The sequence below is a fragment of the Chitinophaga sedimenti genome, assembly GCF_023156195.1.
GTDB classification, from domain to species: domain Bacteria; phylum Bacteroidota; class Bacteroidia; order Chitinophagales; family Chitinophagaceae; genus Chitinophaga; species Chitinophaga sedimenti.
The window spans coordinates 5,065,074-5,088,824 of sequence record NZ_JAKUKA010000001.1; the positions used below are offsets into that span (position 1 = coordinate 5,065,074).

Consider the following 23,751-nt stretch of genomic DNA (forward strand, 5'->3'; position numbering starts at 1 on the left):
CTTGGGAGCTGCACGGTAAATTCCCGCAGATCCTTACGGATGAAGTGGTGGGTAAAGAAGCCTCCAAACTGTACGAAGATGCGAAAGCGCTGCTCGACACCGTGGTAAAAGAAAAATGGCTGGAGTGTAAGGCTGTAATTGGCCTGTTCCCCGCCAATGCTACGGCAGACGATACCGTAACGGTAGATATGCCCGATGGCAGCAAAGTCGATCTTGAATTCCTGCGCCAGCAGATTAAAAAGGCGCCCGGTCAGCCCAACCTTTCACTGGCTGACAATATCGCACCTGCTTCTACCGGCAAGAAGGATTACATCGGGGCATTCGCTGTAACGGCGGGCATAGGCATAGAAAAATGGTTGGAGAAGTTTGAAAAAGAACATGATGACTATAGCAGCATCATGCTCAAGGCGCTGGCCGACCGCCTGGCAGAGGCTTTCACGGAACTGATGCACGAACGTGTGCGTAAGGAGTTCTGGGGCTATGCGAGCGAAGAGCACCTAACCAACGAAGATCTTATCAAAGAGGAATACGCTGGTATCCGCCCGGCGCCCGGGTACCCGGCTTGTCCCGATCATACCGAGAAATGGAAAATGTTCGACATGCTGGACGCCACTAAAAATACCGGCATCATTCTCACAGAATCGTTGGCAATGTATCCGGCATCGAGCGTAAGCGGCTGGTACATGGCGAACCCGGAAGCAAAATACTTCGGTTTGGGCAAGATAGAAAGGGACCAGGTGGAAGACTATGCTGCCCGCAAAGGCTGGAGTATGGAGGAAACCGAAAAATGGTTAAGGCCGAATCTCGAATACGATATCTAAAAAAGATAAATAAATGGACCCGCTGTAGCACGCTGCAGCGGGTTTTTTCATGCCGGTATGAACGCACAAACCCGCGAAAAAATGCGTAGAACTACGCTTGTATCACCCCTGTTACACTTATTACCTTTGTATTATGCAAAAGGCATTTGACCCCAAATCCTTCACGGGAACAAATCAGTGATTAACACCTGCCTTCATCCAGGCAGGTGTTCTTTTAAATCGTCATCTTACTGACCCCATTTTATAAGTAACACCTGGCGTTTTTGCGCACAGGTGTTTTTTTCGGGTATTATATCAACATAAAAACACCTGCACAGCATATGTACAGGTGTTTTTTATGTTGATGGGAAAATCCGCCTATCGGGCGTCTACCCACATATCGCTTTCTTTAATCAGGTTGATGAGTTCTGCCACGGCGACATCGCTGTTAAGGCCGCGTTTCATAACGTCTTTGCCTTTATACAATGTGATTTTACCTACACCGCTTCCTACATAACCGAAATCTGCATCCGCCATTTCGCCGGGACCATTTACGATACAGCCCATGATGGCGATTTTCACGCCTTTCAGGTGGTTGGTGACTGCGCGGATGCGGGCGGTTGTTTCGGAGGTCGAACAATGTACGACCGCAGGACGGACAGGAAATGTATTCTGTTTTGGAAATGCGCGTGCGCGTTGCCTGCAAAATGCCAAAAGCAACATTGTTCACGATAGCTGGCTGATGTTCCGCGTTCGCGGCCTGTTTTAGCCAAAGGCCATCGCCGAATCCGTCCAGCAGCAGGGCGCCGCATTCCGTAGCGTAGTGGATCAGGTCGTCATTTGCGTTATTCCATTTGCTGAGGGTGTGGAGTAATACAGGATTGCCGATGTGTTTGTCCTGCAGCTCCACGAGTAACCTGCGTACCGCGGCCATGGCATGCACCGAGCTCGCGTATACTACCGGCACCACGCTGTTCGCCAGCACGGGATTGCTTAGTTGTGCGATCAACTCTTTCACCGGACCGTTAGTCAGTTCGTCCGCATTCATTTCCACAAAATTCAACGTGGCGGCGTGGTTGTACTGACTGGCCTCCGGGAAGCCTTTCGTGGTATAAAAAGGGAAGTATTTCTCTTTGTCTGCCGCCCTTTCCCAGGCAGCCGGATAGGTAATCACCTTCAATGTGCCTGGCAGAGCAAAGTCGAGCACTTTGTCGCCGGTAAACACATAATCCGCTGCGGCGTCGCTGATGTTCCATTTGTCAGTAGGCTCGTCGTAAGTATAGCCGATCGGCTGCAAATCTGTTGGCTGTATCTGCTGCAAATGGCTCAGGTCTGCTACTACGACTGGCACCTGTTTACCACCGATGTTGCCGATGTTAATGGTGTCGCGGCGTTTGTAAGCATAGGGCGAATACGGCAAATTAGCCGGCATGGGCGCAATGGGCGCGTGATTGTCGCGCTGGGAGTAACGTTTTACAAGGTCTCGGCATACAGGCAACTCAAATTCAGGATCTTCGGTCAGGGACACACGGATCGTATCGCCCACACCGTCTTCCAGTAAAGTGCCGATACCCACGGCCGATTTAATACGACCGTCTTCTCCATCGCCAGCCTCGGTTACACCGAGGTGCAGCGGGTAGGCGTGCCCCAGCTCCTGTTGCATGGTTTGCACCAGCAGGCGGTAAGCCTGTACCATCACCTGCGGATTGCTTGCCTTCATGCTTAGCACGATGTTACGGTAATTCAGGTCTTCGGCAATGCGAAGAAACTCCATGGCGCTTTCTACCATGCCCGTGGGCGTGTCGCCGTAGCGGCTCATGATGCGGTCGCTGAGTGAACCGTGGTTTGTGCCGATACGCATAGCGGTGCCATACTCTTTACAGATGCTCACCAGTGGCGTAAACCTTTCGCGGATGCGGTCTATTTCCTCCTGGTACTCCGAATCGGTGTATTCCAGCAGCTCAAATTTCTTTTTGTCGATGTAATTACCGGGGTTAATACGCACTTTTTCCACGATGCGGGCTGCTATTTCAGCCGCGTTAGGAGTAAAATGAATATCGGCTACCAGCGGGGTTTTGTACCCCTGGGCACGTAACCCGTCACGGATGGCCTGCAGGTTTTCCGCTTCCTTTTACTGGGAGCGGTGATGCGTACCAGTTCGGCGCCCGCCTCTATGCAGCGGATGGCCTGGGCGATGGTACCTGGGTGTCCATCGTGTCCGTAGTGGTCATCGTCTGGATGCGGATGGGATTAAAATTCCCTATCAACAGGTCGCCAACACGCGCTTCCAGCGTAGCCAGCCTTTTATACTGTGTTAATGAATTGCAATATAATTGCATACTGTTCCTCCTTTACGAGGTTCAAAATTAGACAAAAGGAGGGAAGGTATGAAGCATTAAAAAAGGATAATCCCGTTCCTCCCAAACCTGCGGGTCGTTTCCCGATTTTTACGTCCTTTATACCATGCCGAACCCTAAAACCATATCTGAAATCCCGTACCAGCAGCTTCCCCTCAAGGGACAATTCTCTGTGTTTGACCTGGGCGGCTTTAAAAATGAACTCACCAGCCTGCCTCATACGCATGATTTATTTGAAATTATCTGGTTCACAAAGGCAAAAGGTACCCATGTAGTCGATTTTGTGAATTATGAATTGAAAGATGATCTGCTGTTCTTTTTACGCCCCGGACAAGTGCACCAGGTATTAGACAGCAAGCGAGAAGGTCATGTCATCGTGTTCACCGAAAAATTTTATTTCTCCAATAAACACGACCGCGCATCTCAATTCGATCTTACATCTTTATTTGATTATTCGCAGGAATACGCCCCTGTACATATACGCGACGAGGCTGCGAATGCGCTCCAGGGCTTGTTGGAACTGATGTATGCCGAGACAGCCGGGGTAGACGCAAAATACAGCCGCAGCATCCTGAAAAATTACTTAAATGCATTTTTGCTCACAGTGGAGCGGGAAAAACAAGGTAACGCCGCCAACACACTGCCCCGTGTAAAAACACAGTTCGATAATCGGGTGGTGCAATTGCGGCACATCCCGGAGCAACATTTTAGACAGGAACACCAGGCGGGTTTTTACGCGGAAGCGGTATCCCTCACTCCCAAACGATTGAGTGAAATTACCAAGGAAGCTGTTGGCAAGACCGTGACCGAAATGCTGCATGACCGGCTGGTGCTGGAAGCCAAGCGACAGCTAGCTTACAGTCAGCGTTCGGTTAAAGAAATCTGTTATGAGCTTGGATTTGAGGATCCTGCGTACTTCAGCCGTTTCTTCCGCAACCATACCGGTTATGCGCCCCACGACTTCCGGGATGCCATGTTCAAATAGTACCAGTTAATAGCTGTTTTGTCCAATATTTGTGGTCGCTCGGGGCCTAACTTTGCATGCGATCCACAAACGGGAACCATGTTTTGAACTTCACTCACATTGGTATGGAGTGGTGGAGAATGAATGAAGCCGACTTATAAAGTTGTCAAATAAAGGTAACCAATAGAATCAACAGATAGGTTTTTATTATCAAGCTAAATCCGGTACCCGCTACCGGATTTTTGTTTATGAGAGAAATGAAAAATCCCCGCTGTTTTCAGCGGGGATTCGTTTTATAAGGTGGTTGGCTTACCAGTCTTGCACGTTTACCGGCCGGCCTTTAATTTTCTTCGCTTTGTCTTGTAATTTCTTTTCTTCCTGCGCCGGGGCTTTTAACAGGTTTTCTGCTTCCTGCTGGCTCAGTTTGCTGGGCATTGGTTCCGGTTTTTTATCCTGTTCGTCTTTGTCGCCGTCTTTTTTATCCTGGTCCTTTTTGTCTTTTTCGTCTTTTTTATCTTTATCCTGATCCTTTTTGTCTTTATCGTCCTTTTTGTCCTTGTTATCCTTTTCGTCTTTCTTGTCTTTATTATCCTTTTTGTCTTTGTTATCCTTGTTATCCTTGTTGTCTTTGTTCTGCTGTTGCTGCTCCTGCTGCTTTTTCAGCATCTGCTGTGCATAGGCGAGGTTGTAACGGGCTTCTTCGTCGCGGGGATTGGCTTTCAGCGCAGCTTTGTACGACTGGATGCTTTCTTCCCACTTCTTTTCTTCCATGAGGGTGTTGCCGGAATTATAATTCGCATCGGCTTTGACTTCCTTATTGGTAGCCATTTTGGCGCTGCTGGCGTATTGCTTGCGGGCATCGTCGAAACGTTTTTGTTCGTACAGCGAGTTCCCCAGGTTGTAATTACCTTCTACAGAAGTTTGATTTTTTCAATCGCTTTTTTATAGGATGCTTCCGCATCGGTGTACTGTTTCTTTTTATACTGCTCGTTGCCCTGTCGAATCAGTTTGTTACTGCTTTGCGCGAATGCGCCTGCTGCAGAAAGCAGCAGTATAGCGAGTGTATATACCGGAGTCAGTTTCATCATCAATATAAAAATTAAGCGGCCTGTTTACGCGGACGCACTTCAGGAACAAACAGCTCCAACACCAACAGTATCAGGCAAATGCCGAGGAAATACTGGAAGTAACTGTTGTAGTCCGTAAATATATTTTCACCAAAAGCTTTTTGCTCCATGCCGTCGATTTTTGCGGCCAGTGTGCTAACCACATCTTCTGCATCGTCCGGTGCTGGTACATGCCGCGTCCGGCAGCAGCCAGGGAGCGAAGTTCTTCTTCATTCAATTTAGAAATCACCGTATTACCTTCCCGGTCTTTTTTGAAAGACCCGGTTTCCGGATCGGGCAGGGGCGAACCATTGGTAGAGCCGACGCCTATCGTGTTGATGACCACCCCATCTTCAAACGCTTTCTTAGCTGCATTGATGGCGCCTTCGTCATGGTCTTCACCATCCGAAATAATGATCAGTGTTTTATGTTTACGTTCTTTTTTGTTAAACGCATCGTTACTTATTTTGATTGCTTCCGCAATTTCCGTTCCCTGTGTAGGAATCATGTCGGGTGTAACGGTGGAGAGGAACATGCGGGCGGCGGAATAATCTACCGTAAGCGGCATCTGCAGGTACGCGTTGCCGGCGAACACGACCAGGCCAATACGATCATTGTCCAGTTTCTCCATCAACCGGTTGATCATTTGTTTGGCGCGGGTCAGGCGATCAGGCTTCACATCGGTGGCCAGCATACTTTTACTTACGTCCAGCGCAACGATCACATCCACACCTTTACGCGTAATTTTTTCCATGCGACTTCCTTTTTGCAGGTTCGCGAGGCCCACGGCGCCGAAAAAGAAGGCGATAAATACGAGTATAAACTTGAGGGTGAAGAGTTTACGCGAGTAGCCCGTGAACAGCTTTTCCACAAGTGCCGGGTCGCCGATGCGCCGGATGGAGCGGCGTTTCCACCAGCTGACAAAGAGGAAAGCGCCCAGGAGCACTAATAATAGTGCCGGGGCCCAAAGATATTCTGTATGTTGAAAACGTAGCATGAGTATATGGTGCCTTCAAAAATAATTTTTTTATACTTGTTTGCAAGAGTGGCCGGCAGTTATTTATGAGTTTTTTAACGAATACTTCGTTGTGCGGCACAAAAAAGCCCGGGATTTTTCCCGGGCTTCCTGCCAATATGATGTTTAAAGAAATTCTTCCTGCTTGAGATTTTTTTAAGGATGTCCATGCGCACGGCCGGAATATCCATTTTATCGTCTTCTGTTTCGAAGTTGAGGCAGAAGAAGGAGGGCAGTCCCTCTTTTTCGATCCAACCTACGATCCAGGCTATTTGTTTGGCGCCATCCAGGCCCCAGCCGGTTTTGTAGGCAAGCTTATATTTTGGCGTATTTTCCATGAGCATCATGCTACGCACGAGCTCCTGCGTTCTTTTGTTAAACGGCAACTGGTCGAAATACAGCTTTTTCACGAAGCCAAGTTCTTCGTCCGGCGTGATTTTCAGAGAGTTATCCAACCAGAAGGTGTCGATTTTGCTGATTTTCATATTACCGTATTTCAGGGTATCCAGCCAGTGCTGCATGGTATCCCGACCAATGCGGCGGGCCACCTCCCGGAAATAAGGTACAGAAGAGGCGCGGAAAGCCTGTTGCATGTTTAGGTCGTGGTTCCAGGCTGCTATCGGGCGCACAATGCTGTCCCACTTAATAACAACATTGGTATCGGCGATAACGCCGGTTTGCAAGGCCACGAGGGAATTGCAGATTTTGAAAGTGCTGGCGGGCAGGTAAGCCTGGCGGGCGCGTTTGATGTTATACACCTTAAAGTTGCCCCTGCCGTTATCGAACAGCATAAAGGTGCCTTCCACTTTGTGTTCCCAAAATACTTTTCCCAGCTGTCTTCGTTATGTACGTTGTTGGGAGCGCAGGCATTCATCATCAATCCAGCCGCTAGTAGTATCCAGCCAAAAAATTTCATCAGCATATAATTTAACGCTGCAAAAGTAAGGTGCAAAGGGGAGGATGGGTCAAAAAAATGGAAGATTCTTCGAAAAAAGAAAGGGTCGTCCTATACAGGACAACCCCTTACTCCATTTATCAATTTAAAATCAAACAGCTGATTTCTCTTTAATTACGCCCAGTTCCAGGCCCACTTTGGTAAATGCGGCAATCGCTTTATCCGGTGTTCCTGTTCATGCCCTGCGCTCAATTGCACGCGGATGCGCGCCTGGCCTTTTGGCACCACGGGGTAAAAAAGCCGATTACATAAATGCCTTCCTGCAGCAACTTGTCTGCAAACTGCTGACTCAACACTGCGTCGTACAGCATTACAGGTACAATCGGGTGGTCGCCGGGTTTTATGTCGAAGCCGGCTTCTGTCATTTTGCTACGGAAATATTTAGTGTTGTTTTCCAGTTTGTCGCGCAGTTCAGTAGTTTCGCTCAGCATGTCCAGTACAGCAATAGAAGCACCTACGATGCTGGGAGCCAGTGAGTTAGAGAATAAATACGGACGGCTGCGCTGGCGCAACATGTCGATTACTTCTTTTTACCGCTGGTAAAACCGCCGGAAGCGCCGCCGAGGGCTTTGCCGAGGGTACCGGTAATGATATCGATACGGCCCATTACGCCGCAGTACTCGTGGGTACCACGGCCTGTTTTGCCCATAAAACCGGAACAGTGGCTCTCATCGATCATCACGATCGCATCATATTTATCGGCCAGGTCGCAGATTTTGTCCAGCTGCGCCACGGTGCCGTCCATGCTGAAAGCGCCATCCGTTACGATAATACAGCTGCGCAGGTGTGCGGATTCACGGAGTTTGGCTTCCAGGTCGGCCATGTTATTATGTTCGTAGCGGTAGCGCTGTGCTTTACAAAGGCGAACTCCGTCGATGATAGACGCGTGGTTGAGGGCATCGGAGATGATGGCGTCCTGCTCGCCGAACAGGGGCTCGAATACACCGCCGTTAGCGTCAAAGGCTGCCGCGTAAAGGATAGTGTCTTCTGTACCGAGGAATTTGGCAATTTTCAGTTCCAGTTCGCGGTGAATATCCTGGGTGCCACAGATAAAGCGCACGCTGCTCATGCCGTAACCACGGCTGTCGAGGGCCTTATGGGCGGCTTCCAGCACTTTAGGGTGGCTCGAAAGGCCCGGGTAGTTGTTGGCGCAAAAGTTAATTACCGTTTTGCCATTCACCTCGATTTCGGCGCCCTGGTCGGAATTAATGATGCGTTCCCTCTTAAATAAGCCAGCGGATTCAATCTCGTTCAGCTCTGGATAATTCTTTTGGAAAAATTCTGGTTCATGTTAGCTTGCTTTATGACCTTGTACAAAGTTAGAGGATAAATGTATCATCATATTCCCGGGGCCGGTCTCCCTTTCTCACAATTGTAAAAAGTTTGACCTGTATGTAACATTTAGTTGCCGCTCTGCGTCATATAATTATCATTACTGCTGCTAATCGCCTGTCGAACACGCCTGATTTTGTATCTAAAGCGTTGATTACCGGTAGTTTACTGTTTGGTATAAGCAGATTGCAGGATGAATAATGTATTTGTCTGACCTTTGCAACATAGTCAATAACCGGAATGACGGAAAAGGAGTACAACAAATGCGTTGATCTGTATGCCGATAACCTGTTTCGCTTCATCGTGAAGAACCGGAACATGCGGAAGATGCAAGGGATGTGGTACAGAACGCGTTTGAAATTTTATGGAAGCATTGTAGTGATGTGCCTTTGGAAAAGGCCAAGAGCTATTTGTTTACCGTAGCGTACCATAATATGATCGATCACGTCCGGAAAGTGAAAAGGATTACCCTGGTGGATCAGTTTAAGGAGGAAGACCGGGTTTCGGAGCAAAAGGTACACAATGCGCGGAATGTACTGGAAGGTGCCCTCAAAAGACTCAGTGAAGTTCAGCGGGCCCTGATCATGTTAAAAGATTATGAAGGGTACAGTTACGAGGAAATCGGGGAAATCATGAATCTGAACCCTTCGCAGGTTAAAGTATATTTGCACCGGGCCCGAACGCATTTGAAAGAGTACCTGGTGCGTATGGATAATGTGATATAAATTTGTTATTTAAAGAATGTCAACAGACATCAACATATCGAACTACGAGGAATACCTGCTGAGCTACATAGATGGTGAGCTGGCGGGCGACGCAAGAGCTGCACTGGAGCAGTTCCTGGAGCGCCATCCTGCGATAAAACAGGAGCTGGCCCTGCTGGAAAGCACCAAATTACGGCCGGAGGAAGACGGTTTGCGTTTCGGCAACAAGTCACTTCTTTACCGCGGCGGCCCCATTCACCAGGGCAATTACGAAACTTATTTGCTAAGTTATATTGATAATGAATTGTCGGCCGACGACAAAACATTGTTCGAGCAATACCTCCGCCAGCACCCGCAGGTGAAGCAGGAAATGTTGCTCTGGCACGCGACACGTCAGTACCCCGATACGGCTGTAGTATTTGAAAACAAGGCGTCCCTGTACCGTACGGCCGAAGCAAAAACACGCAGGTTGCGCCCGGTATACTGGTGGTCTGCTGCTGCCGCTGTAGTAGCCGGGTTACTCATCTGGCAACTTCCGCGTGAAGTTGCAGCGCCTGCGCCGGAGCAGATGGTGGTGAAGGCTGCACAACCCGTGCAAAAACGGATGAACACGTTATAACTACGCCATCGGCTCAGCTTCCGGATGTAAATAAAGTGCCGGAAAAGGATAGCCGCCTGGTCGCTGCCAAAGATGTTCGCCCGGCGGGCAACCGCATCGCCCCAAAACAGCCTGTTGTTAAAAAGAAGTAGCTGGAGATAGCGAACCGACTATAGCTGTGACTACGCCGATAGCCAGTGTAGCTGTCCCCGATCAAAAGTTGGCAACGGAAATTGTGACCGCAAGACCATCTGAGGTCGGTAATAACATGTCGGCGCAGATAAATGGCGCTACAAATTTGAAAGAACCGAACATCGTTGTCCCGCCTCCCGCGGAAAAAACGCAGGAAACAGCGCTGGCCGCCGCTCCGGCACCTATTCAGGGTGAGTTGTTCATGTCTGTAAGCAGTAGTGGCGAATCAAAAATTATGAACGGCGTTACCAATGTTGCGCGCTTCCTGTCAAAGAAGAAAAAATGATGATCTCAATTTAAGATATGAAGTATAAAATTTTACTTGTACTGGCCATTTTGTGTACGGCTTTGGAGGGCATGGGACAAGTGCAGACCGCAGACACCGTGCAGATAAAAGGGCTCATTATTGTTAAAACCAAAGACGTTAAAGGCCGCAGTAATTACAAGCTTTACCAGGATACCGTGTATCAGCGCAATAAGCTGAAAAAGAATATTCATACCAAATGGCTGGTGTTTGACCTCGGTTTCAATAACTACCGGGACAAAAGTAAGTACTACGAAGCCCAGGCGCTGAACTACTACGCACCCATCACCAACAGCAATATCGGTCTGAATGACGGTTATTACAATGGCTCCAGCAACAAACAGTTCGATTATTCTCCTTCGGGGTTACAGACGTTTGCACCGCGGGCGGCCAGTTCTCCGTTAACGCCATCAGAGTTTAAGTTGCTCACGGGCAAGTCTATTAACTTTAACGTGTGGCTGTTCCAGCAACGCCTTAACATTTACAAACATAAATTCAACCTGCAGTACGCACTCGGCCTGGAAATGAATAATTATCATTTTGCTCGCAACATCACGTATCAGCCAGGTTATCCGACCACGATTATGCGTGATACGGTGGAGTTCAGCAAGAATAAATTGTTTGCACAATATCTCACCGTGCCGTTGATGCTCAACTATACATCCAATCCGCTCCGACCAAATCGTGCGTTCAAAGCGAGTTTCGGCCTGTCTGGCGGTTATTTGTTAAAGGCGCGAACGAAGCAAATCAGCGACGAGCGCGGCAAAATCAAGCGCACCGACGATTTTAACCTGAATAAATGGCGCGCAGGGTTTACGGGCGAACTGGGTTATGGTCCCGTGAAACTGTACGGAAACTTCGCTTTCACCCCGCTGCATGACTACGGACTGGAGCAATTCCCCTTCGCGATAGGGCTGCGGTTGAACGGATTCTAAGATTCGCTATCTATATAGAAGAAAGGCTCGCCATTGGCGGGCCTTTTTATTGCACTCATCCGTCACCAGGCCGGATTTTCCTGGTTTTCATGGTTAATTTGGCCGGTTGCCCATATATTTGAACATATAATTCAAAAACAACCAACTTTTTATGAAAACATTTAAGCTACTCTTTGTGCTGCTTTGCGCCAGTACGGTTTCTGCCGTGGCGCAACCTGCATGGAAAGAGGCCTCCTCGGGCGGTTATACCTACAAGTATATCGCATCCGACCCCATGAAGGCGCGGTTTTACACGCTCAAAAACGGCCTTACCGTAATCCTGAGCGTAAACAACAAAGAACCCCGCATTCAAACGCTGATCGGCACCCGCGCCGGCAGTAACAGCGACCCGGCCGACCATACTGGTCTGGCGCACTACCTGGAACACCTGCTGTTCAAAGGCACCGACAAATACGGCAGCCTTAACTGGGCAAAAGAAAAGCCACTCCTCGACAAAATTGAGGCACTGTACGACACTTACAACCGTACTACCGACAATGCCAAACGCGCGGTGATCTATCACCAGATCGACAGCGTATCCGGCCTTGCCGCAAAATTTGCGATTGCCAACGAATACGATAAGATGATGACCGCCATGGGCGCGCAAGGCACCAATGCGCACACCTGGGTGGAGGAAACAGTGTACGAAGAAGATATTCCGTCGAACGCGGTTGATAAATTCCTCGCCGTACAGGCAGAGCGTTTCCGCAACCCGATCTTCCGCATTTTCCATACAGAACTGGAAGCAGTATACGAAGAAAAGAACCGTGGCACGGACAACGATGGCCGCAAAATGTACGAGCTGATGCTGGAGACCGTGTTCCCTACGCATAACTACGGTCAGCAGAGCACCATCGGTACAGTGGAGCACCTGAAAAATCCATCTTTGAAAGCCATCCGGGAGTTTTATAATAAATGGTATGTGCCAAATAACATGGCCATTGTGATGGCAGGCGATTTTAATCCGGATTATGTGATTAAGCAGATTGATCAGAAGTTTGGTTATATGAAAGCCAAGCCGGTGACTGAATACAAAGCCGCTCCGGAAAAACCGATAACAGCGCCTATTGTAAAAGAAGTACTGGGACCTGATGCGGAAAATGTGAACATTGCTTACAGGCTGCCTGGCGCACTTGATACCAAGTCGGCCATCATTGCCACGGTAATTTCGCAGGTATTGTCTAACGGCAAAGCCGGTCTTTTCGACCTGAACCTGAACAAGCAACAAAAACTCCTTGGCGCCGGCGTTAATCAGCTTAACTGGAAAGACTATTCAGTGTTTGCTGTCAGCGGTCGTGCCAAGCAGGGCCAAACTCTCGAGGAAGTACGTGACCTGTTGCTCGGGCAGATCGACATTCTGCGCAAAGGCGACTTTGACGAATCGCTGATCAAGGCGATCGTAAATAACTTTAAGCTGTTCGAAATCGAAGGCCTTGAAAACAATAATAACCGCGCCACCACACTGATGGACGCTTATATCAAACACAAAGGAAACAATTGGGGGTACGATGTGGCGTTTGTGGATGATATGGGCAAAGTCACCAAAAAAGATATCATGGATTTTGCCAACAAATACCTCGGCAATAACTATGTGATTCTTTACAAACGTAAGGGCGAAGACAAAAACATTGTGAAGGTAGACAAGCCGCCGATCACACCGGTAGAAGTAAACCGCGATGCGCAATCGCCCTTCCTGTTATCTGTTGCCGGCATTCCTGCAACGCCTGTGAAGCCGCAGTGGCTCGACTTCGACAAAGATATACAGAAAGATAAAATTGGTGCGGCGGATTTCCTGTCCGTACAAAACAACGATAATGGATTGTTCCGCCTTTACTATCGTTTTGAAGTTGGTAACTGGAACAATAAGAAACTCTCACTGGCAGCAAACTACCTGAGCTTTTTGTCTACCGACAAATATACCGCGCAGGAAATCAGCCGTCAGTTCTACAACATTGCCTGTTCCTTTAACGTAGCAGCCGGTACCGAATACACGACGGTAACCATCTCCGGTCTGAACGAAAACTTTGACCAGGCTGTAAGCCTGTTCGAGCATGTAATCACTAATTGCAAGCCCGATGAAATTGCACTGGCCGCTATGAAGAACCGTTTAAAGAAAACACGTTCCGATGCCAAGCTAAGCAAAAGTTCCATCATGCAGGGGCTCGTAAGTTATGCTATGTACGGCGCTAAAAATCCGTTCAACAACGCGTTGTCTGACGCAGAGCTGGACGCGCTTACCGCCGACGAACTGGTAGGGCTGTTACACGATTTGCCGAACTATAAACAAACGGTAATTTACTACGGACCTAAAACAAAAACAGCTGCTATCGCAGACCTGACAAAGTTGCACAATATTCCGGCTACGTTTAAAGCAGCGCCGGCCAGTGTTAAATTCGAAAAGACCAGCCAGTCAGCCAACCAGGTATTGTTCACCGACTATGATATGGTGCAGTCCGAAGTAAACTGGATTCGCAATGCACAGCTGTACAATCCGTCGGAAACACCGGTGGTAGAGCTTTTTAACGCATACTTCGGTGGCGGGATGGGCTCTATCGTATTCCAGACCATCCGCGAATCTAAAGCACTGGCCTATTCTACGTACGCCGTTTATTCATCTCCCAATAAAAAAGAAGATAAATACGCAGTAGTAGCTTATGTGGGCAGCCAGGCCGACAAAATGAAGGATGCGATTGGCGGTATGAATGAACTGCTGAACGTATTGCCAGAATCTGAAAAGGCGCTGGAAACCGCCCGGGAGAGCATTAAGCAGGGCATTGAAACTGAGCGCATCACGCAGGATCAGATTATTTTTAATTACCTGTCCGCCAAACGCCTCGGCCTCGACCACGACCAGCGTAAAGAAACTTATGCAGCGATCAACAAGCTGGGTTTCAAAGAAGTAAAACAGTTCCACGACGCTAACCTGGCCAACAAACCTTACACTTATTGCATTGTGGCTTCCGATAAAAAGGTAAGTACCGATGAACTGAAAAAAATAGGTGAGGTGAAGAAATTGAGCCTGGAAGAGCTGTTCGGGTACTAATTGATTGTACATCAGCCTGAATAAATAGAAAGGGAGAAGGGGACGACCCTTTTCCCTTTTTTTTTGTGCCTGCATATATTTTTTTGCCCTTGCGTTATTGTTTTGATTTTGACTCCTATGAAGAAAATGATATGGTACTGCCTGTTGGTGTTAATTCTTCCACTGTGCAGTTTCAATAACGAAAGTGACTTGTATAGCGTCCGGCTTAATCCAACACTGATCGATGCCAGCAAAGTGTTTCTGTTGGTAGACAAGAGCGAGTATCGTATGTACTTGTACGAAGATGTTACGTTACTCAAAATCTATAAGGTAGTGTTTGGTAATAAAGACCAGTCCGACAAGCAGGTGCAGGGCGACCGCCGCACCCCGGAAGGAACATTCCGCATCCTTACCAAACGCATGGATAATCGCTGGAATCGCTTTATGCTGCTCGATTATCCAAATGCCGAATCCTACCAGAAATCTCGTACGCGCGGCATCAGCGCAAATGTAGATCTCGGCGGTGGTATTGGTATTCATGGTGTTGAGTCCGGCTCCGGTATCGGCGATACTTATGTGGACCAGCGTATCAATTGGACACTCGGCTGTGTAAGCATGAAAGACCGTGATGTGGCTGAGCTGTATAACATTGTGAAAGTGGGTACGCCGGTGGTAATCAGGAAGTAGTTTAGTTTTTATATTGTATAAGAGATGTGCGGTTGGGCGAGGTCCGGCCGCATTTTTTGTTTTGATAGCAGGAAAACTATTGTCCACAGCCCGTCGTAAATGAAGAAGATAATCTGCGAAAATCACGGATATGAAATGGTTGTTACCCTTATTTGCACTTACTCTTTTTCGGCCTGCAAGCGCGATGATGGTGCCGGACTGGCGGTTAAAACTTACGAATATATGATCAATCTCGGACGGTATGGCGCGGCTTACGCGGGGTCGCACCCAATGACAATCGCCGCCCAGGTGCGGGTTGCCGAACAGGACGGCGGTACGGCAAAAATCCAGGTGCTGCTTACGAATACAACTAATGCCGCGAGTTACGTCGTGGGATTTTATACCGCCAATAGCAGTGGTAGTGTTTTGTTTGATACGCCGCCTAAATACCAGCTACAGGTAATCGGTAACGGTTCCACCGCCACTGGCGTGATTATAGTGGATGATCAATTCGCCGATATCATGAGCTGGCAGGGCTACCTGGTGGTGCATGATCCAGGTCAGCCTCTCAGTTTCACCAATTTTGCTACGTTCTTAATTATCGGAAAAGTAAATATCCCGGAATAAAGAAAGGCTGGTTCACCCGAACCAGCCTTTCTTTATCTATATTGATGTGTTTACAATTTACCGTGTTTGATTTCGTCCACCACATTAGGATCCAGCAGGGTAGAGGTGTCGCCGAGATTTTCAGCTTCGCCTTCTGCAATCTTACGGAGGATGCGGCGCATGATTTTACCCGAGCGGGTTTTCGGCAAGCCGCTCACAAACTGGATTTTATCCGGCTTTGCGATAGGGCCGATAATGCGGGAAACAGTCTGTAAAATATCCTTGCGCGTCAGTTCCGGATCATGTACCTGCTTTTCCGCAATCACAAATGCATATATCCCCTGGCCTTTAATATCGTGCGGATAACCTACTACCGCGCTTTCAACCACGCCATGGTGCATATTGATGGCATTTTCCACTTCGGCAGTCCCGATACGGTGGCCGCTTACGTTCAGTACATCATCCACGCGGCCTGTAATTCGGTAATAGCCGTCTTCATCGCGGGTACAGCCGTCGCCGGTGAAATACAGGTTTTCGTAAGTGGAGAAGTAGGTTTTACGGCAGCGCTCATGATCGCCATAAGTCGTGCGCAGCATGCCCGGCCATGGGAACTTGATGCACAGGTTGCCGTTTACGCCGTTGCCTTCTACCTCCTTACCGTTTTCGTCTACCAGTATGGGTTGGATGCCCGGTAACGGAAGTGTCGCAAAGCCGGGTTTTTCTGGTGTTACGCCGGCGATCGGGGTTATCATGATGCCGCCTGTTTCTGTTTGCCACCAGGTATCCACAATGGGCGCTTTGCCCTTTCCAATATGATCTTTAAACCAATGCCACGCTTCTTCGTTAATGGGTTCGCCTACGGAGCCCAGTTTGGTGATAGAGCTGAGGTCTTTATGGTTCACCGGACCAAGGCCAAAGCCCATGAGGCTGCGGATAGCGGTGGGCGCCGTGTAAAGGATGTTCACGCGGTACTTGTCCACGATATCCCAGAAGCGGCCCGCATCGGGATAGGTAGGCACGCCTTCAAACATCAGCGTGGTTGCGCCGGCGCTCAATGGACCGTACACGATATAACTATGACCGGTAATCCAGCCGATGTCCGCGGTACAGAAGTACACTTCGCGGGGCTGGTACTGGAAGGTGTTGACGAATGTATAATTGGCATATACCATATAGCCGCCGCAGGTGTGTACCACGCCTTTGGGTTTGCCGGTAGAGCCAGAAGTGTAGAGGATAAAGAGCATGTCTTCGGCGTCCATTTCTTCGGCCGGACAGGCGGGATTGCCCATTGTTTCAACTTTTTGATTTCATCTTCCCACCAAACGTCGCGGCCTTTGAGCATGCTCACAGGCGTGCGGGTTCGGGTACAAACGATTACGCGTTTAACGGACGGGCAAACCATGAGGGCGTCGTCGATTACGGACTTCAGCGGAATGTCTTTTGCACCGCGGAATGCGCCGTCACAGGTAATCACCACGTTTGCCTGTGCATCCCGGATGCGGTCCGCGATGGATTGTGCGCTGAAACCGCCAAATACCACGGAGTGGATGGCGCCAATACGGGCGCAGGCCAGCACGGCGATAGCGAGTTCGGGGATCATGCCCATGTAAATACATACACGGTCACCTTTTTTGACGCCGTTGTTTTTCAACACGTTGGCGAACTGGCACACTTTATTGTAAAGGTCGCGGTAGGTAATGACGCGGTGGTGTTCTTCCGGATCATTAGGCTCCCAGATGATCGCGGGTTGGTTGCCCAACGTGCCGAGGTGGCGGTCCAGGCAGTTTTCTGTAATGTTTAACTTCGCGCCCTGGAACCATTTCACTTCCGGATCGCGGAAGTTCCACTCCAGGACCTTATCCCACTTCTTTCTCCAATAAAAATGATCTGCGATGTTGGCCCAAAATCCCTCCGGGTCGGTGACGCTGTCGCGCCAGGCCTGCTGATATTCTTCTATCGATCTTATTTGATACGGATATGACATAGATGCTTCCCTTTGTAAGTTTTTATAACGAGACGCTAAATTTAGGAAACATCTACGAGTAATTCTAGTACTCCTGTAGCTAATTGGCGAGTTGTTTTATGCGGTCGCGCACAAAGCGATGAATCGCGGAATCCTGCGCGCCTTCAGGTTTGGCGCGGACGAAATACTGCTGGTAATATTTACGTGCGGCAGTCGTGTTATTCAAATATGTATCATAAATGCGGCCGATCGCGTATTGCCGTTGCGGATTTTTGAATAAGTAGAATGCGGTATCCTGGTGCGCAATTGCAGTCCTGTATTGCTTTTGCTGCTCGTAATTGTCGGCCAGTGATCCGTAATAATCTTCCAGGCTTTTGCTTTTGGCCAGTGTGATACAGGTTTGCAACAGCTCATTGCTTTTGTCGTATTGCTTCATGGCGCTATTGGCCAGGGCAGTGTAATAGAGCACGATTTCCGGCGTTTGGTTGCGCAATGCAAGATATTCATACACCTCCACGCATTTTGCGTATTGCTTGTTGTAGTAACTGGCCGCTACGATATAGGAAAATGTGGTGGGCGATACAATGTTCGACCGCATGAGGTAGTCGCCAAGAGCCGCTACGCGATTGTATTGTTTTTGAAAATAGGCGGAGCGAACGGAAGCCGCTGTCACCAAAAACTGGGTAGAGTCGATGGTTAGATATGCATTGAGTACACTATCGGCCTGAAGGTACATTTTACGGTCAAGAAAGGTGTTGCCGAGGTGACCGGCAGTTTTGCCGTCGCGCGGATTCAATCTGCCAGCTTCTTTCAGGAAGTAAAAGGCGGAATCTGGTTTTTGTCCTTCTGCACAAGCGTTGCTAAGCAGCCTGTGATAGTTAGCGCTGCTCGGCTGTAATGCTACCAGTTTAAAATAAAAGGGAATGGCTATTTCGGGTTGACTGCGTTGCATCGCAATGCCTCCGAGGTAGTAATGAGCTTGTATGTTGGCGGTATCAAGCTCCAGTACTTTCTGGAAAACGGCCTCGGCGTCCGGTAATTGGGCGGACATGTAATAGCAATATCCGAGTGTGCTGAGTTGTTTAGGGTTGTCTGGCTCCATACGCTCTTTCAGGTATTGTGCGGCCACATCGTATTGTTGTGACTGCATGTATTCCATCACTACGGCTGGGTTAACCGGGTCCGGTATTGCGCCCGGCTTAAAATGGGCAGTAAGGAAACTAAAATGCTGGATAGGAGGATGCGCTTCATGGTCGATACTTTTCTTGTATCAATATTAAACTAATTAATTAGTTTTTAAAAGAAGAATTTAGTTGATTGGAAAATTGCGCGGTAAAAACAGCATAAGGCGCCATGGCTCCGGCCACAGCGCCCCTGTTGGTGAAGGAATCATTATCCCGCTTCCCCCGGGGAAGCGATGATGGTAATCATGTTCCGGATCGGCGCTTCCACTACCAGTTCCCGGTAATAGAGCGTTTTGGTGTTTCCTGTATTTGGAATGGCTACAGCATGCGTCTTTTTACTCGTGGTAAAATGACTCACACATCCATGGATAGTAATGGTGATGTGTGAAATTCCCTTGCCGCCTGCCTCGTGAATGGTTTTTAGAAATTGGGAAACAATGGAACGCAGCTTTTCTTCGGGAATGGTTGGCCCGTGAATAGTATGCATCTGCAACATAAGTGTTTGGTGAACAAAGTGTCTTGGGGGCTATTGGAGTAAAGTTGGGTGGCAGGTTTTGGGTTTTGTTTACGGTTGTGTGTACTATCGGGAACGGTACTTGTTGTTCTCCTCGGCTGTATTATGAAGCAGCTTGTCGAGGATCATCATCATTTTATCTTTCTCGGCATTGCTAAAGGTGTTCTTGCCTTTTGCCTTCCTGTAAAAAAGGTTGCCTCGCTCCATCCGCATTCGGCGCAAATGGCCTCCCTGAAGGCTCTTGGCAGATTCAGCAGGCGGGTGTGCGTGTCCTGAAGGATGTTGCTGGATGAAATTTTTTTAGTTCGCATATTGATAGTTTTTGGTTTAAAATGAGAGTTTCAGTGTCAATCTGTTATTAAAATTCTTATTTTAATAAAGGTGATGTCATTTTTATGTTTTACTATTTACACAATTATACCAATTTTTATTTACATTGAGCACTCCTCATAAAAATATTATAAACGAAGGCGCCCGCCTCAGGCAGGTGCTGAAAGATAAGGGTATTAAGGTGATAGACTTCGCGGCGCGCGCAGGTTTCAGTAATCAGATTGCGCATTATTATTTGCGTAAGGAGTCAATAAAGCGTGCAAAGTTGGTTGAGTTTTGTGAGTTTATCAATATAAGTCTTGATGATTTTTATTCATGGCGGCAGCAGCCTGCTACGGATGAGCCGGAGGAAACGCACCACGGCAAACGGCTTTCTACGCTGATCGATCAAAAGGGTATTAATAAGACGAAGTTGGCAAAACGGGCCGGGCTTAGTCGCCGCGCGCTTTATAATCTGCTGGAGCGCGAGGTGCTTACCTCCGAACAACTCCGCAAGATTTTACCCGCTTTGGAAATGACCGCCGGCGAATTCTTCAGCCCCAAAGGTTCGTTATACGACGGCGGGGCCAGTTATAACCAGCCCGAAGCCTGGCGCGAAAAGTACTATCGAAGCCTGGAAGATTACAAATCGTTAACACAGGAGATTGCCACACTTCGCCAGGAGAATGAACGGTTAAGAGCCACCATCGAATCGATGGGGAGGAGTCCTGATAAATAAAAAATGCTGTTGTCTTTCACAACAGCATTGCGGTTCTCATAGGTTATAGGGATTGAGGGGAATAGGCTTGTATATCGTCGATGTATAAACGTAATGTTTGGAATCGGATGCAAAATATCATTCATATTTGGATTTTTTATATCTGAAGCGGTATTTTATTTTCGAGATGCGGAAAAAGTTTTTTTTTAGTGTGATTCGCAGGTATTTCGCGAAACTTTATATATATTAGAGTTTCGATATATTTAAATCCTGTCCTATGAAAAAGACCTTTCTCGCCTTATGCGCATCGTTGCTGTTGATCGCAACCGCCGCCAGGTCTGGTGATTCCGGGCCGAAAGATTTTGAAGCTTTCTGGAAAAAACTCCACAACGCCATTATCAAAAAGGATTATAATTCGATCAGTCAGTTCGTGGAATTTCCATTGGTCGTGGAATTGAAGAAGGAAAATGGCTCTGTGGAAACAGTGAAGCCCGAAAATTTCCGGGATTTTTTCAATCGTTATCTTTCCCGCGAACACGAGGAGATTAGCCGTTACGAAGAACTCCGTGCTAAAAAAGAGCTCTCTGAAGAAGATCTGACCCTCATTAACGACGGCTCCGCCACAATTGATGATATGGAGTTTCAAAAAATCGGCGGCGCACGGAAGCTGGTGTATATTTATGCTGAGTAAGATCCTTATCAGTTCTTCATATAAAAGTATATAGGTATAAGAAAAAATCTACTTCTATCCTTATTTGGGAATTTCTTCAAAATTAATGCGCTGAAAAACTTTTTATCCCGTAATTTTGCACGATTTTTTTGTTCATTCGGACACAAGGATCGAGGTTAGTTTTTCATTTTTCAATCGCAAATTAGAAGATGCCCAAAGACAACTCTATAAAGTCTGTTTTAATTATCGGTTCAGGTCCTATTATTATTGGTCAGGCCTGCGAATTTGACTATTCCGGCTCCCAGGCGGCGCGTTCGCTTCGGGAAGAAGGGATCAAGGTGATATTGATCAATTCTAATCCGGCCACGATCATGACCGATCCCATGATGGCGGATAAGGTGTACCTGCTTCCGCTGACGGTAGAAAGTATCGAACAGATCCGGAGGAAAACCAGATCGACGCCGTACTCCCTACAATGGGGGCCAGACAGCACTGAACCTTTGTATGGAGGTAGATGAGCTGGGCATCTGGGAAAGTAAAGGTGTTAAGCTGATTGGCGTAGACGTTAAGGCGATCAAAAAGCGGAAGACCGCGAACTGTTCCGCCAGTGGATGATCGAAATCGGTATTCCCGTGGCTCCTGCCAAAACGGCTAACTCGTTCCTGGAAGGCAAAGAGTTTGCCCAGAGATTGGTTTCCCGCTGGTAATTCGCCCGTCGTTTACGCTCGGTGGTACCGGTGGCGGTTTCGTACATTCCCGCGATGAACTCGACGAAGCCCCTGGACCGCGGTCTGAAAGCTTCTCCCATCCACGAAGTACTGGTTGAGAAAGCCGTGCTGGGTTGGAAAGAGTTCGAACTGGAACTGCTGCGCGATAAAAACGATAATGTAGTGATCATTTGTACCGTGGAGAACTTTGATCCCATGGGCATCCACACCGGCGACTCTATCACCGTGGCGCCTGCTATGACCCTGAGCGATACTGCGTTCCGGGACATGCGTAATAAAGCGATCATGATGATGCGCGACCTCGGCAACTTCGCCGGTGGTTGTAACGTACAGTTCTCCCTCAATCCTGAAAATGAGGAACTGATCGCCATCGAGATCAATCCCCGCGTAAGCCGCTCTTCTGCACTGGCTTCCAAAGCAACGGGTTATCCCATCGCCAAAATTGCCGCTAAGCTGGCGATTGGCTACACCTGGACGAGCTCCAGAATCAAATTACAAAAACAACTTCCGCATATTTTGAGCCCGCGCTCGACTACGTGATCGTTAAAATGCCACGTTGGAACTTCGATAAGTTCAAAGGCGCCGACGATACACTGGGGCTGCAGATGAAATCGGTGGGTGAAGTAATGGCAATCGGCCGTACTTTCCCCGAAGCACTGCAAAAGGCTTGTCAGTCGCTCGAAAACGACGCTATCGGTCTTGGTTACTATGGCAAATCACTGATGCGGAATGAACAGCTGATCGAAAAGCTGAAACGCCCGACCTGGGATCGCGTGTTCCGTATTAAAGACGCACTGATGGAAGGCAACTCCGTGAAGAAGATCCATGAAATGACGTATATCGACCGTTGGTTCCTGAACCAGATCAACGATATCGTACTCATGGAGAAAAAACTGATGGAGTATGAACTGAACGACGTGCCTGAACTACTCTTGAAAGACGCCAAAACAATGGGCTTCTCTGACAAGCAACTGGCGCACTTCTTCGGTAACTGTGACGAGCAGGATGTATATGAAAAGCGTAAATCCCGGGCATCGTGCGTACCTATAAGATGGTAGACACCTGCTCCGCGGAGTTTGAAGCAAAAACACCTTACTTCTACTCTACATTCGATACACAAAACGAAAGCGTCGTAACAGATAAGAAAAAGATTATTGTACTCGGTTCCGGTCCTAACAGGATCGGCCAGGGTATTGAGTTCGACTACTGCTGTACGCACGGTCTGCAGGCTATCCAGGAAAGCGGTTACGAGGCTATCATGGTAAACTGTAACCCTGAAACCGTTTCTACCGACTTCGATATGGCGAACAAGCTGTACTTCGAACCGGTTTTCTGGGAGCACCTGTGGGAAATCATCGAACTGGAAAAACCAGTAGGTGTGATCGTGCAGTTGGGTGGACAAACTGCGCTGAAACTGGCGAAAACGCTGACCGAGAGAGGTATCAAAATTATCGGTACTTCCTTCGATAATATGGATATCGCCGAAGATCGCGGTCGCTTCTCCGACATGCTGAAAGAACTGGGTATTCCTTATCCGAAATACGGTACCGCATATAATACAGACGATGCTATCGAAGTGGCGAAAGAAGTGGGGTACCCCGTGCTGGTGCGCCCGTCTTACGTACTGGGTGGCCAGCGTATGCGTATCGTGATCAACGAGGAAGAGCTGGAAGATTCAGTAGTTAGTCTGCTGCAACACCTGCCAGGCAACAAAATCCTGATCGACCACTTCACGGATCGTTGCCGGGAGGCGGAAGTAGATGCGATCTTTGATGGCGAAAACTTCCACGTGATGGGCGTTATGGAGCACATTGAGCCTGCAGGTATCCACTCCGGCGACTCTAACGCGGTGCTGCCTGCGTTCAACCTCAGCCCGATGGAAGTAACGACTATGGAGTATTATTCTGAAAAGATTGCCCGTGCGTTGAACATCAAAGGTCTGATCAACATCCAGTTTGCGATTAAAAATGGCCGGTATTCGTTATCGAAGCCAACCCGCGCGCATCACGCACCACGCCGTTCATCGCAAAGGCCTATCAGGTTCCTTACCTGAACATCGCCACCAAAATT

Annotated in this window: 28 protein-coding genes and 1 pseudogene; 16 read left to right on the forward strand and 13 right to left on the reverse strand. The window is 48.3% G+C overall.

Annotated elements, in window-relative coordinates:
• Positions 1–8: 8 nt before the first annotated feature.
• Positions 9–821 carry a vitamin B12 dependent-methionine synthase activation domain-containing protein gene (locus tag MKQ70_RS29075; protein ID WP_248081721.1) on the forward strand — a complete coding sequence of 271 codons (813 nt, stop codon included), beginning with the start codon at positions 9–11 and terminating at the stop codon, positions 819–821.
• A 357-nt stretch (positions 822–1,178) separates the two neighbouring features.
• Here the strand turns inward: MKQ70_RS29075 and MKQ70_RS43910 are convergent, their stop codons facing one another.
• The 3 genes from MKQ70_RS43910 to MKQ70_RS29090 are packed head-to-tail and all read right to left on the reverse strand — an operon-like array spanning position 1,179 to position 3,139.
• A complete protein-coding gene (locus MKQ70_RS43910) occupies positions 1,179–1,382 on the reverse strand; it encodes a flavodoxin-dependent (E)-4-hydroxy-3-methylbut-2-enyl-diphosphate synthase (RefSeq protein WP_248077559.1) in 204 nt (67 codons plus the stop codon).
• Entirely contained in the window at positions 1,294–2,916 is a 1,623-nt protein-coding gene (locus tag MKQ70_RS29085) for a flavodoxin-dependent (E)-4-hydroxy-3-methylbut-2-enyl-diphosphate synthase (protein ID WP_308199562.1), read from the reverse strand. The genes MKQ70_RS43910 and MKQ70_RS29085 overlap by 89 nt, the downstream gene beginning before the upstream one ends.
• Positions 2,917–2,971: 55 nt before the next feature.
• Complete coding sequence (locus MKQ70_RS29090) at positions 2,972–3,139, reverse strand: hypothetical protein (protein ID WP_248077562.1); 168 nt, start codon at positions 3,137–3,139, stop codon at positions 2,972–2,974.
• Positions 3,140–3,263: 124 nt separating this feature from the next.
• Between MKQ70_RS29090 and MKQ70_RS29095 the strand changes: the two genes are divergently transcribed.
• The gene (locus tag MKQ70_RS29095; RefSeq protein WP_248077565.1) at positions 3,264–4,142 is read left to right on the forward strand and encodes a helix-turn-helix domain-containing protein; all 879 of its coding nucleotides are present in this window, start codon (positions 3,264–3,266) and stop codon (positions 4,140–4,142) included.
• 288 nt (positions 4,143–4,430) lie between these two features.
• Here the strand turns inward: MKQ70_RS29095 and MKQ70_RS29100 are convergent, their stop codons facing one another.
• From MKQ70_RS29100 to MKQ70_RS43445, 6 genes are all read right to left on the reverse strand, one after another.
• Positions 4,431–5,018 (reverse strand): tetratricopeptide repeat protein, encoded by a 588-nt coding sequence (locus tag MKQ70_RS29100; protein WP_282457689.1) that lies wholly within the window; start codon positions 5,016–5,018, stop codon positions 4,431–4,433.
• 14 nt (positions 5,019–5,032) lie between these two features.
• Positions 5,033–5,209, reverse strand: coding sequence for a hypothetical protein (locus MKQ70_RS29105; RefSeq protein WP_248077568.1), 177 nt, complete (start codon positions 5,207–5,209; stop codon positions 5,033–5,035).
• A 70-nt stretch (positions 5,210–5,279) separates the two neighbouring features.
• Positions 5,280–6,173 (reverse strand): VWA domain-containing protein, encoded by an 894-nt coding sequence (locus MKQ70_RS29110; protein WP_248077571.1) that lies wholly within the window; start codon positions 6,171–6,173, stop codon positions 5,280–5,282.
• A gap of 125 nt (positions 6,174–6,298) precedes the next feature.
• On the reverse strand, positions 6,299–7,048 hold the full coding sequence (locus tag MKQ70_RS29115; protein WP_248077574.1) for a penicillin-binding transpeptidase domain-containing protein: 750 nt from the start codon (positions 7,046–7,048) through the stop codon (positions 6,299–6,301).
• 337 nt (positions 7,049–7,385) lie between these two features.
• Positions 7,386–7,712, reverse strand: coding sequence for an aminotransferase class I/II-fold pyridoxal phosphate-dependent enzyme (locus MKQ70_RS43440; RefSeq protein WP_282456860.1), 327 nt, complete (start codon positions 7,710–7,712; stop codon positions 7,386–7,388).
• A gap of 5 nt (positions 7,713–7,717) precedes the next feature.
• Complete coding sequence (locus MKQ70_RS43445) at positions 7,718–8,377, reverse strand: aminotransferase class I/II-fold pyridoxal phosphate-dependent enzyme (RefSeq protein WP_308199237.1); 660 nt, start codon at positions 8,375–8,377, stop codon at positions 7,718–7,720.
• A 490-nt stretch (positions 8,378–8,867) separates the two neighbouring features.
• On the opposite strand from MKQ70_RS43445, the gene MKQ70_RS29125 reads away from it, so the two are divergent.
• The 7 genes from MKQ70_RS29125 (at position 8,868) to MKQ70_RS29155 (ending at position 15,616) form a co-directional block, all read left to right on the forward strand.
• Positions 8,868–9,254, forward strand: coding sequence for an RNA polymerase sigma factor (locus tag MKQ70_RS29125; protein ID WP_248077579.1), 387 nt, complete (start codon positions 8,868–8,870; stop codon positions 9,252–9,254).
• A gap of 16 nt (positions 9,255–9,270) precedes the next feature.
• Complete coding sequence (locus MKQ70_RS29130) at positions 9,271–9,852, forward strand: anti-sigma factor (protein WP_248077582.1); 582 nt, start codon at positions 9,271–9,273, stop codon at positions 9,850–9,852.
• A gap of 157 nt (positions 9,853–10,009) precedes the next feature.
• Positions 10,010–10,309 carry a hypothetical protein gene (locus MKQ70_RS29135; RefSeq protein WP_248077585.1) on the forward strand — a complete coding sequence of 100 codons (300 nt, stop codon included), beginning with the start codon at positions 10,010–10,012 and terminating at the stop codon, positions 10,307–10,309.
• Positions 10,310–10,326: 17 nt separating this feature from the next.
• Positions 10,327–11,262, forward strand: a complete 936-nt coding sequence (locus MKQ70_RS29140; protein ID WP_248077590.1) for an outer membrane beta-barrel protein — start codon at positions 10,327–10,329, stop codon at positions 11,260–11,262.
• A gap of 151 nt (positions 11,263–11,413) precedes the next feature.
• Entirely contained in the window at positions 11,414–14,344 is a 2,931-nt protein-coding gene (locus MKQ70_RS29145) for a M16 family metallopeptidase (RefSeq protein WP_248077608.1), read from the forward strand.
• Positions 14,345–14,461: 117 nt separating this feature from the next.
• Positions 14,462–15,010, forward strand: coding sequence for a L,D-transpeptidase family protein (locus MKQ70_RS29150; protein ID WP_248077613.1), 549 nt, complete (start codon positions 14,462–14,464; stop codon positions 15,008–15,010).
• Between the two features lie 99 nt (positions 15,011–15,109).
• Positions 15,110–15,616: a hypothetical protein gene (locus MKQ70_RS29155; RefSeq protein ID WP_248077617.1), complete on the forward strand. Its 507-nt coding sequence runs from the start codon at positions 15,110–15,112 to the stop codon at positions 15,614–15,616.
• A 50-nt stretch (positions 15,617–15,666) separates the two neighbouring features.
• On the opposite strand, the gene MKQ70_RS39940 is transcribed toward MKQ70_RS29155, so the two are convergent.
• The 4 genes and pseudogenes from MKQ70_RS39940 to MKQ70_RS29170 all read right to left on the reverse strand — a co-directional run bounded on the left by MKQ70_RS39940 (position 15,667) and on the right by MKQ70_RS29170 (position 19,238).
• Entirely contained in the window at positions 15,667–16,884 is a 1,218-nt protein-coding gene (locus MKQ70_RS39940) for an acetate--CoA ligase (protein WP_308199238.1), read from the reverse strand.
• Positions 16,885–17,003: 119 nt separating this feature from the next.
• A pseudogene (locus MKQ70_RS39945) lies at positions 17,004–17,579 on the reverse strand (AMP-binding protein); the annotation flags it as partial.
• 79 nt (positions 17,580–17,658) lie between these two features.
• Positions 17,659–18,720 carry a tetratricopeptide repeat protein gene (locus MKQ70_RS29165; protein WP_248077621.1) on the reverse strand — a complete coding sequence of 354 codons (1,062 nt, stop codon included), beginning with the start codon at positions 18,718–18,720 and terminating at the stop codon, positions 17,659–17,661.
• A gap of 230 nt (positions 18,721–18,950) precedes the next feature.
• Entirely contained in the window at positions 18,951–19,238 is a 288-nt protein-coding gene (locus tag MKQ70_RS29170; RefSeq protein ID WP_248077626.1) for a hypothetical protein, read from the reverse strand.
• Positions 19,239–19,692: 454 nt separating this feature from the next.
• Between MKQ70_RS29170 and MKQ70_RS29175 the strand changes: the two genes are divergently transcribed.
• The 7 genes from MKQ70_RS29175 to MKQ70_RS41610 all read left to right on the forward strand — a co-directional run bounded on the left by MKQ70_RS29175 (position 19,693) and on the right by MKQ70_RS41610 (position 23,734).
• Positions 19,693–20,304, forward strand: coding sequence for a helix-turn-helix domain-containing protein (locus MKQ70_RS29175; protein ID WP_248077631.1), 612 nt, complete (start codon positions 19,693–19,695; stop codon positions 20,302–20,304).
• A gap of 256 nt (positions 20,305–20,560) precedes the next feature.
• On the forward strand, positions 20,561–20,974 hold the full coding sequence (locus MKQ70_RS29180; RefSeq protein ID WP_248077632.1) for a hypothetical protein: 414 nt from the start codon (positions 20,561–20,563) through the stop codon (positions 20,972–20,974).
• 188 nt (positions 20,975–21,162) lie between these two features.
• Positions 21,163–21,471 carry a carbamoyl phosphate synthase preATP-grasp domain-containing protein gene (locus MKQ70_RS29185; RefSeq protein WP_248077634.1) on the forward strand — a complete coding sequence of 103 codons (309 nt, stop codon included), beginning with the start codon at positions 21,163–21,165 and terminating at the stop codon, positions 21,469–21,471.
• Positions 21,472–21,641: 170 nt separating this feature from the next.
• On the forward strand, positions 21,642–21,779 hold the full coding sequence (locus MKQ70_RS41600) for an ATP-binding protein (protein ID WP_308199563.1): 138 nt from the start codon (positions 21,642–21,644) through the stop codon (positions 21,777–21,779).
• Complete coding sequence (locus MKQ70_RS29190; RefSeq protein ID WP_282456861.1) at positions 21,715–22,221, forward strand: ATP-binding protein; 507 nt, start codon at positions 21,715–21,717, stop codon at positions 22,219–22,221. Before MKQ70_RS41600 ends, MKQ70_RS29190 begins: the two co-directional genes overlap by 65 nt.
• Entirely contained in the window at positions 22,218–22,739 is a 522-nt protein-coding gene (locus MKQ70_RS41605) for a hypothetical protein (protein ID WP_248077635.1), read from the forward strand. The genes MKQ70_RS29190 and MKQ70_RS41605 overlap by 4 nt, the downstream gene beginning before the upstream one ends.
• Complete coding sequence (locus MKQ70_RS41610; protein WP_248077637.1) at positions 22,718–23,734, forward strand: carbamoyl phosphate synthase preATP-grasp domain-containing protein; 1,017 nt, start codon at positions 22,718–22,720, stop codon at positions 23,732–23,734. The genes MKQ70_RS41605 and MKQ70_RS41610 overlap by 22 nt, the downstream gene beginning before the upstream one ends.
• Positions 23,735–23,751 lie beyond the last annotated feature (17 nt).

Bases quoted from the DNA above. Each gene is read 5' to 3' on its own strand.
- MKQ70_RS29090 (WP_248077562.1), bottom strand. From the start codon at position 3,139: ATGCAATTATATTGCAATTCATTAACACAGTATAAAAGGCTGGCTACG.
- MKQ70_RS29095 (WP_248077565.1), top strand. From the start codon at position 3,264: ATGCCGAACCCTAAAACCATATCTGAAATCCCGTACCAGCAGCTTCCC.
- MKQ70_RS29105 (WP_248077568.1), bottom strand. From the start codon at position 5,209: ATGATGAAACTGACTCCGGTATATACACTCGCTATACTGCTGCTTTCT.
- MKQ70_RS43440 (WP_282456860.1), bottom strand. From the start codon at position 7,712: ATGTTGCGCCAGCGCAGCCGTCCGTATTTATTCTCTAACTCACTGGCT.
- MKQ70_RS29130 (WP_248077582.1), top strand. From the start codon at position 9,271: ATGTCAACAGACATCAACATATCGAACTACGAGGAATACCTGCTGAGC.
- MKQ70_RS29140 (WP_248077590.1), top strand. From the start codon at position 10,327: ATGAAGTATAAAATTTTACTTGTACTGGCCATTTTGTGTACGGCTTTG.
- MKQ70_RS29145 (WP_248077608.1), top strand. From the start codon at position 11,414: ATGAAAACATTTAAGCTACTCTTTGTGCTGCTTTGCGCCAGTACGGTT.
- MKQ70_RS29150 (WP_248077613.1), top strand. From the start codon at position 14,462: ATGAAGAAAATGATATGGTACTGCCTGTTGGTGTTAATTCTTCCACTG.
- MKQ70_RS29155 (WP_248077617.1), top strand. From the start codon at position 15,110: ATGAAGAAGATAATCTGCGAAAATCACGGATATGAAATGGTTGTTACC.
- MKQ70_RS39940 (WP_308199238.1), bottom strand. From the start codon at position 16,884: ATGGGCAATCCCGCCTGTCCGGCCGAAGAAATGGACGCCGAAGACATG.
- MKQ70_RS29170 (WP_248077626.1), bottom strand. From the start codon at position 19,238: ATGTTGCAGATGCATACTATTCACGGGCCAACCATTCCCGAAGAAAAG.
- MKQ70_RS29180 (WP_248077632.1), top strand. From the start codon at position 20,561: ATGAAAAAGACCTTTCTCGCCTTATGCGCATCGTTGCTGTTGATCGCA.
- MKQ70_RS29185 (WP_248077634.1), top strand. From the start codon at position 21,163: ATGCCCAAAGACAACTCTATAAAGTCTGTTTTAATTATCGGTTCAGGT.
- MKQ70_RS29190 (WP_282456861.1), top strand. From the start codon at position 21,715: ATGAACTCGACGAAGCCCCTGGACCGCGGTCTGAAAGCTTCTCCCATC.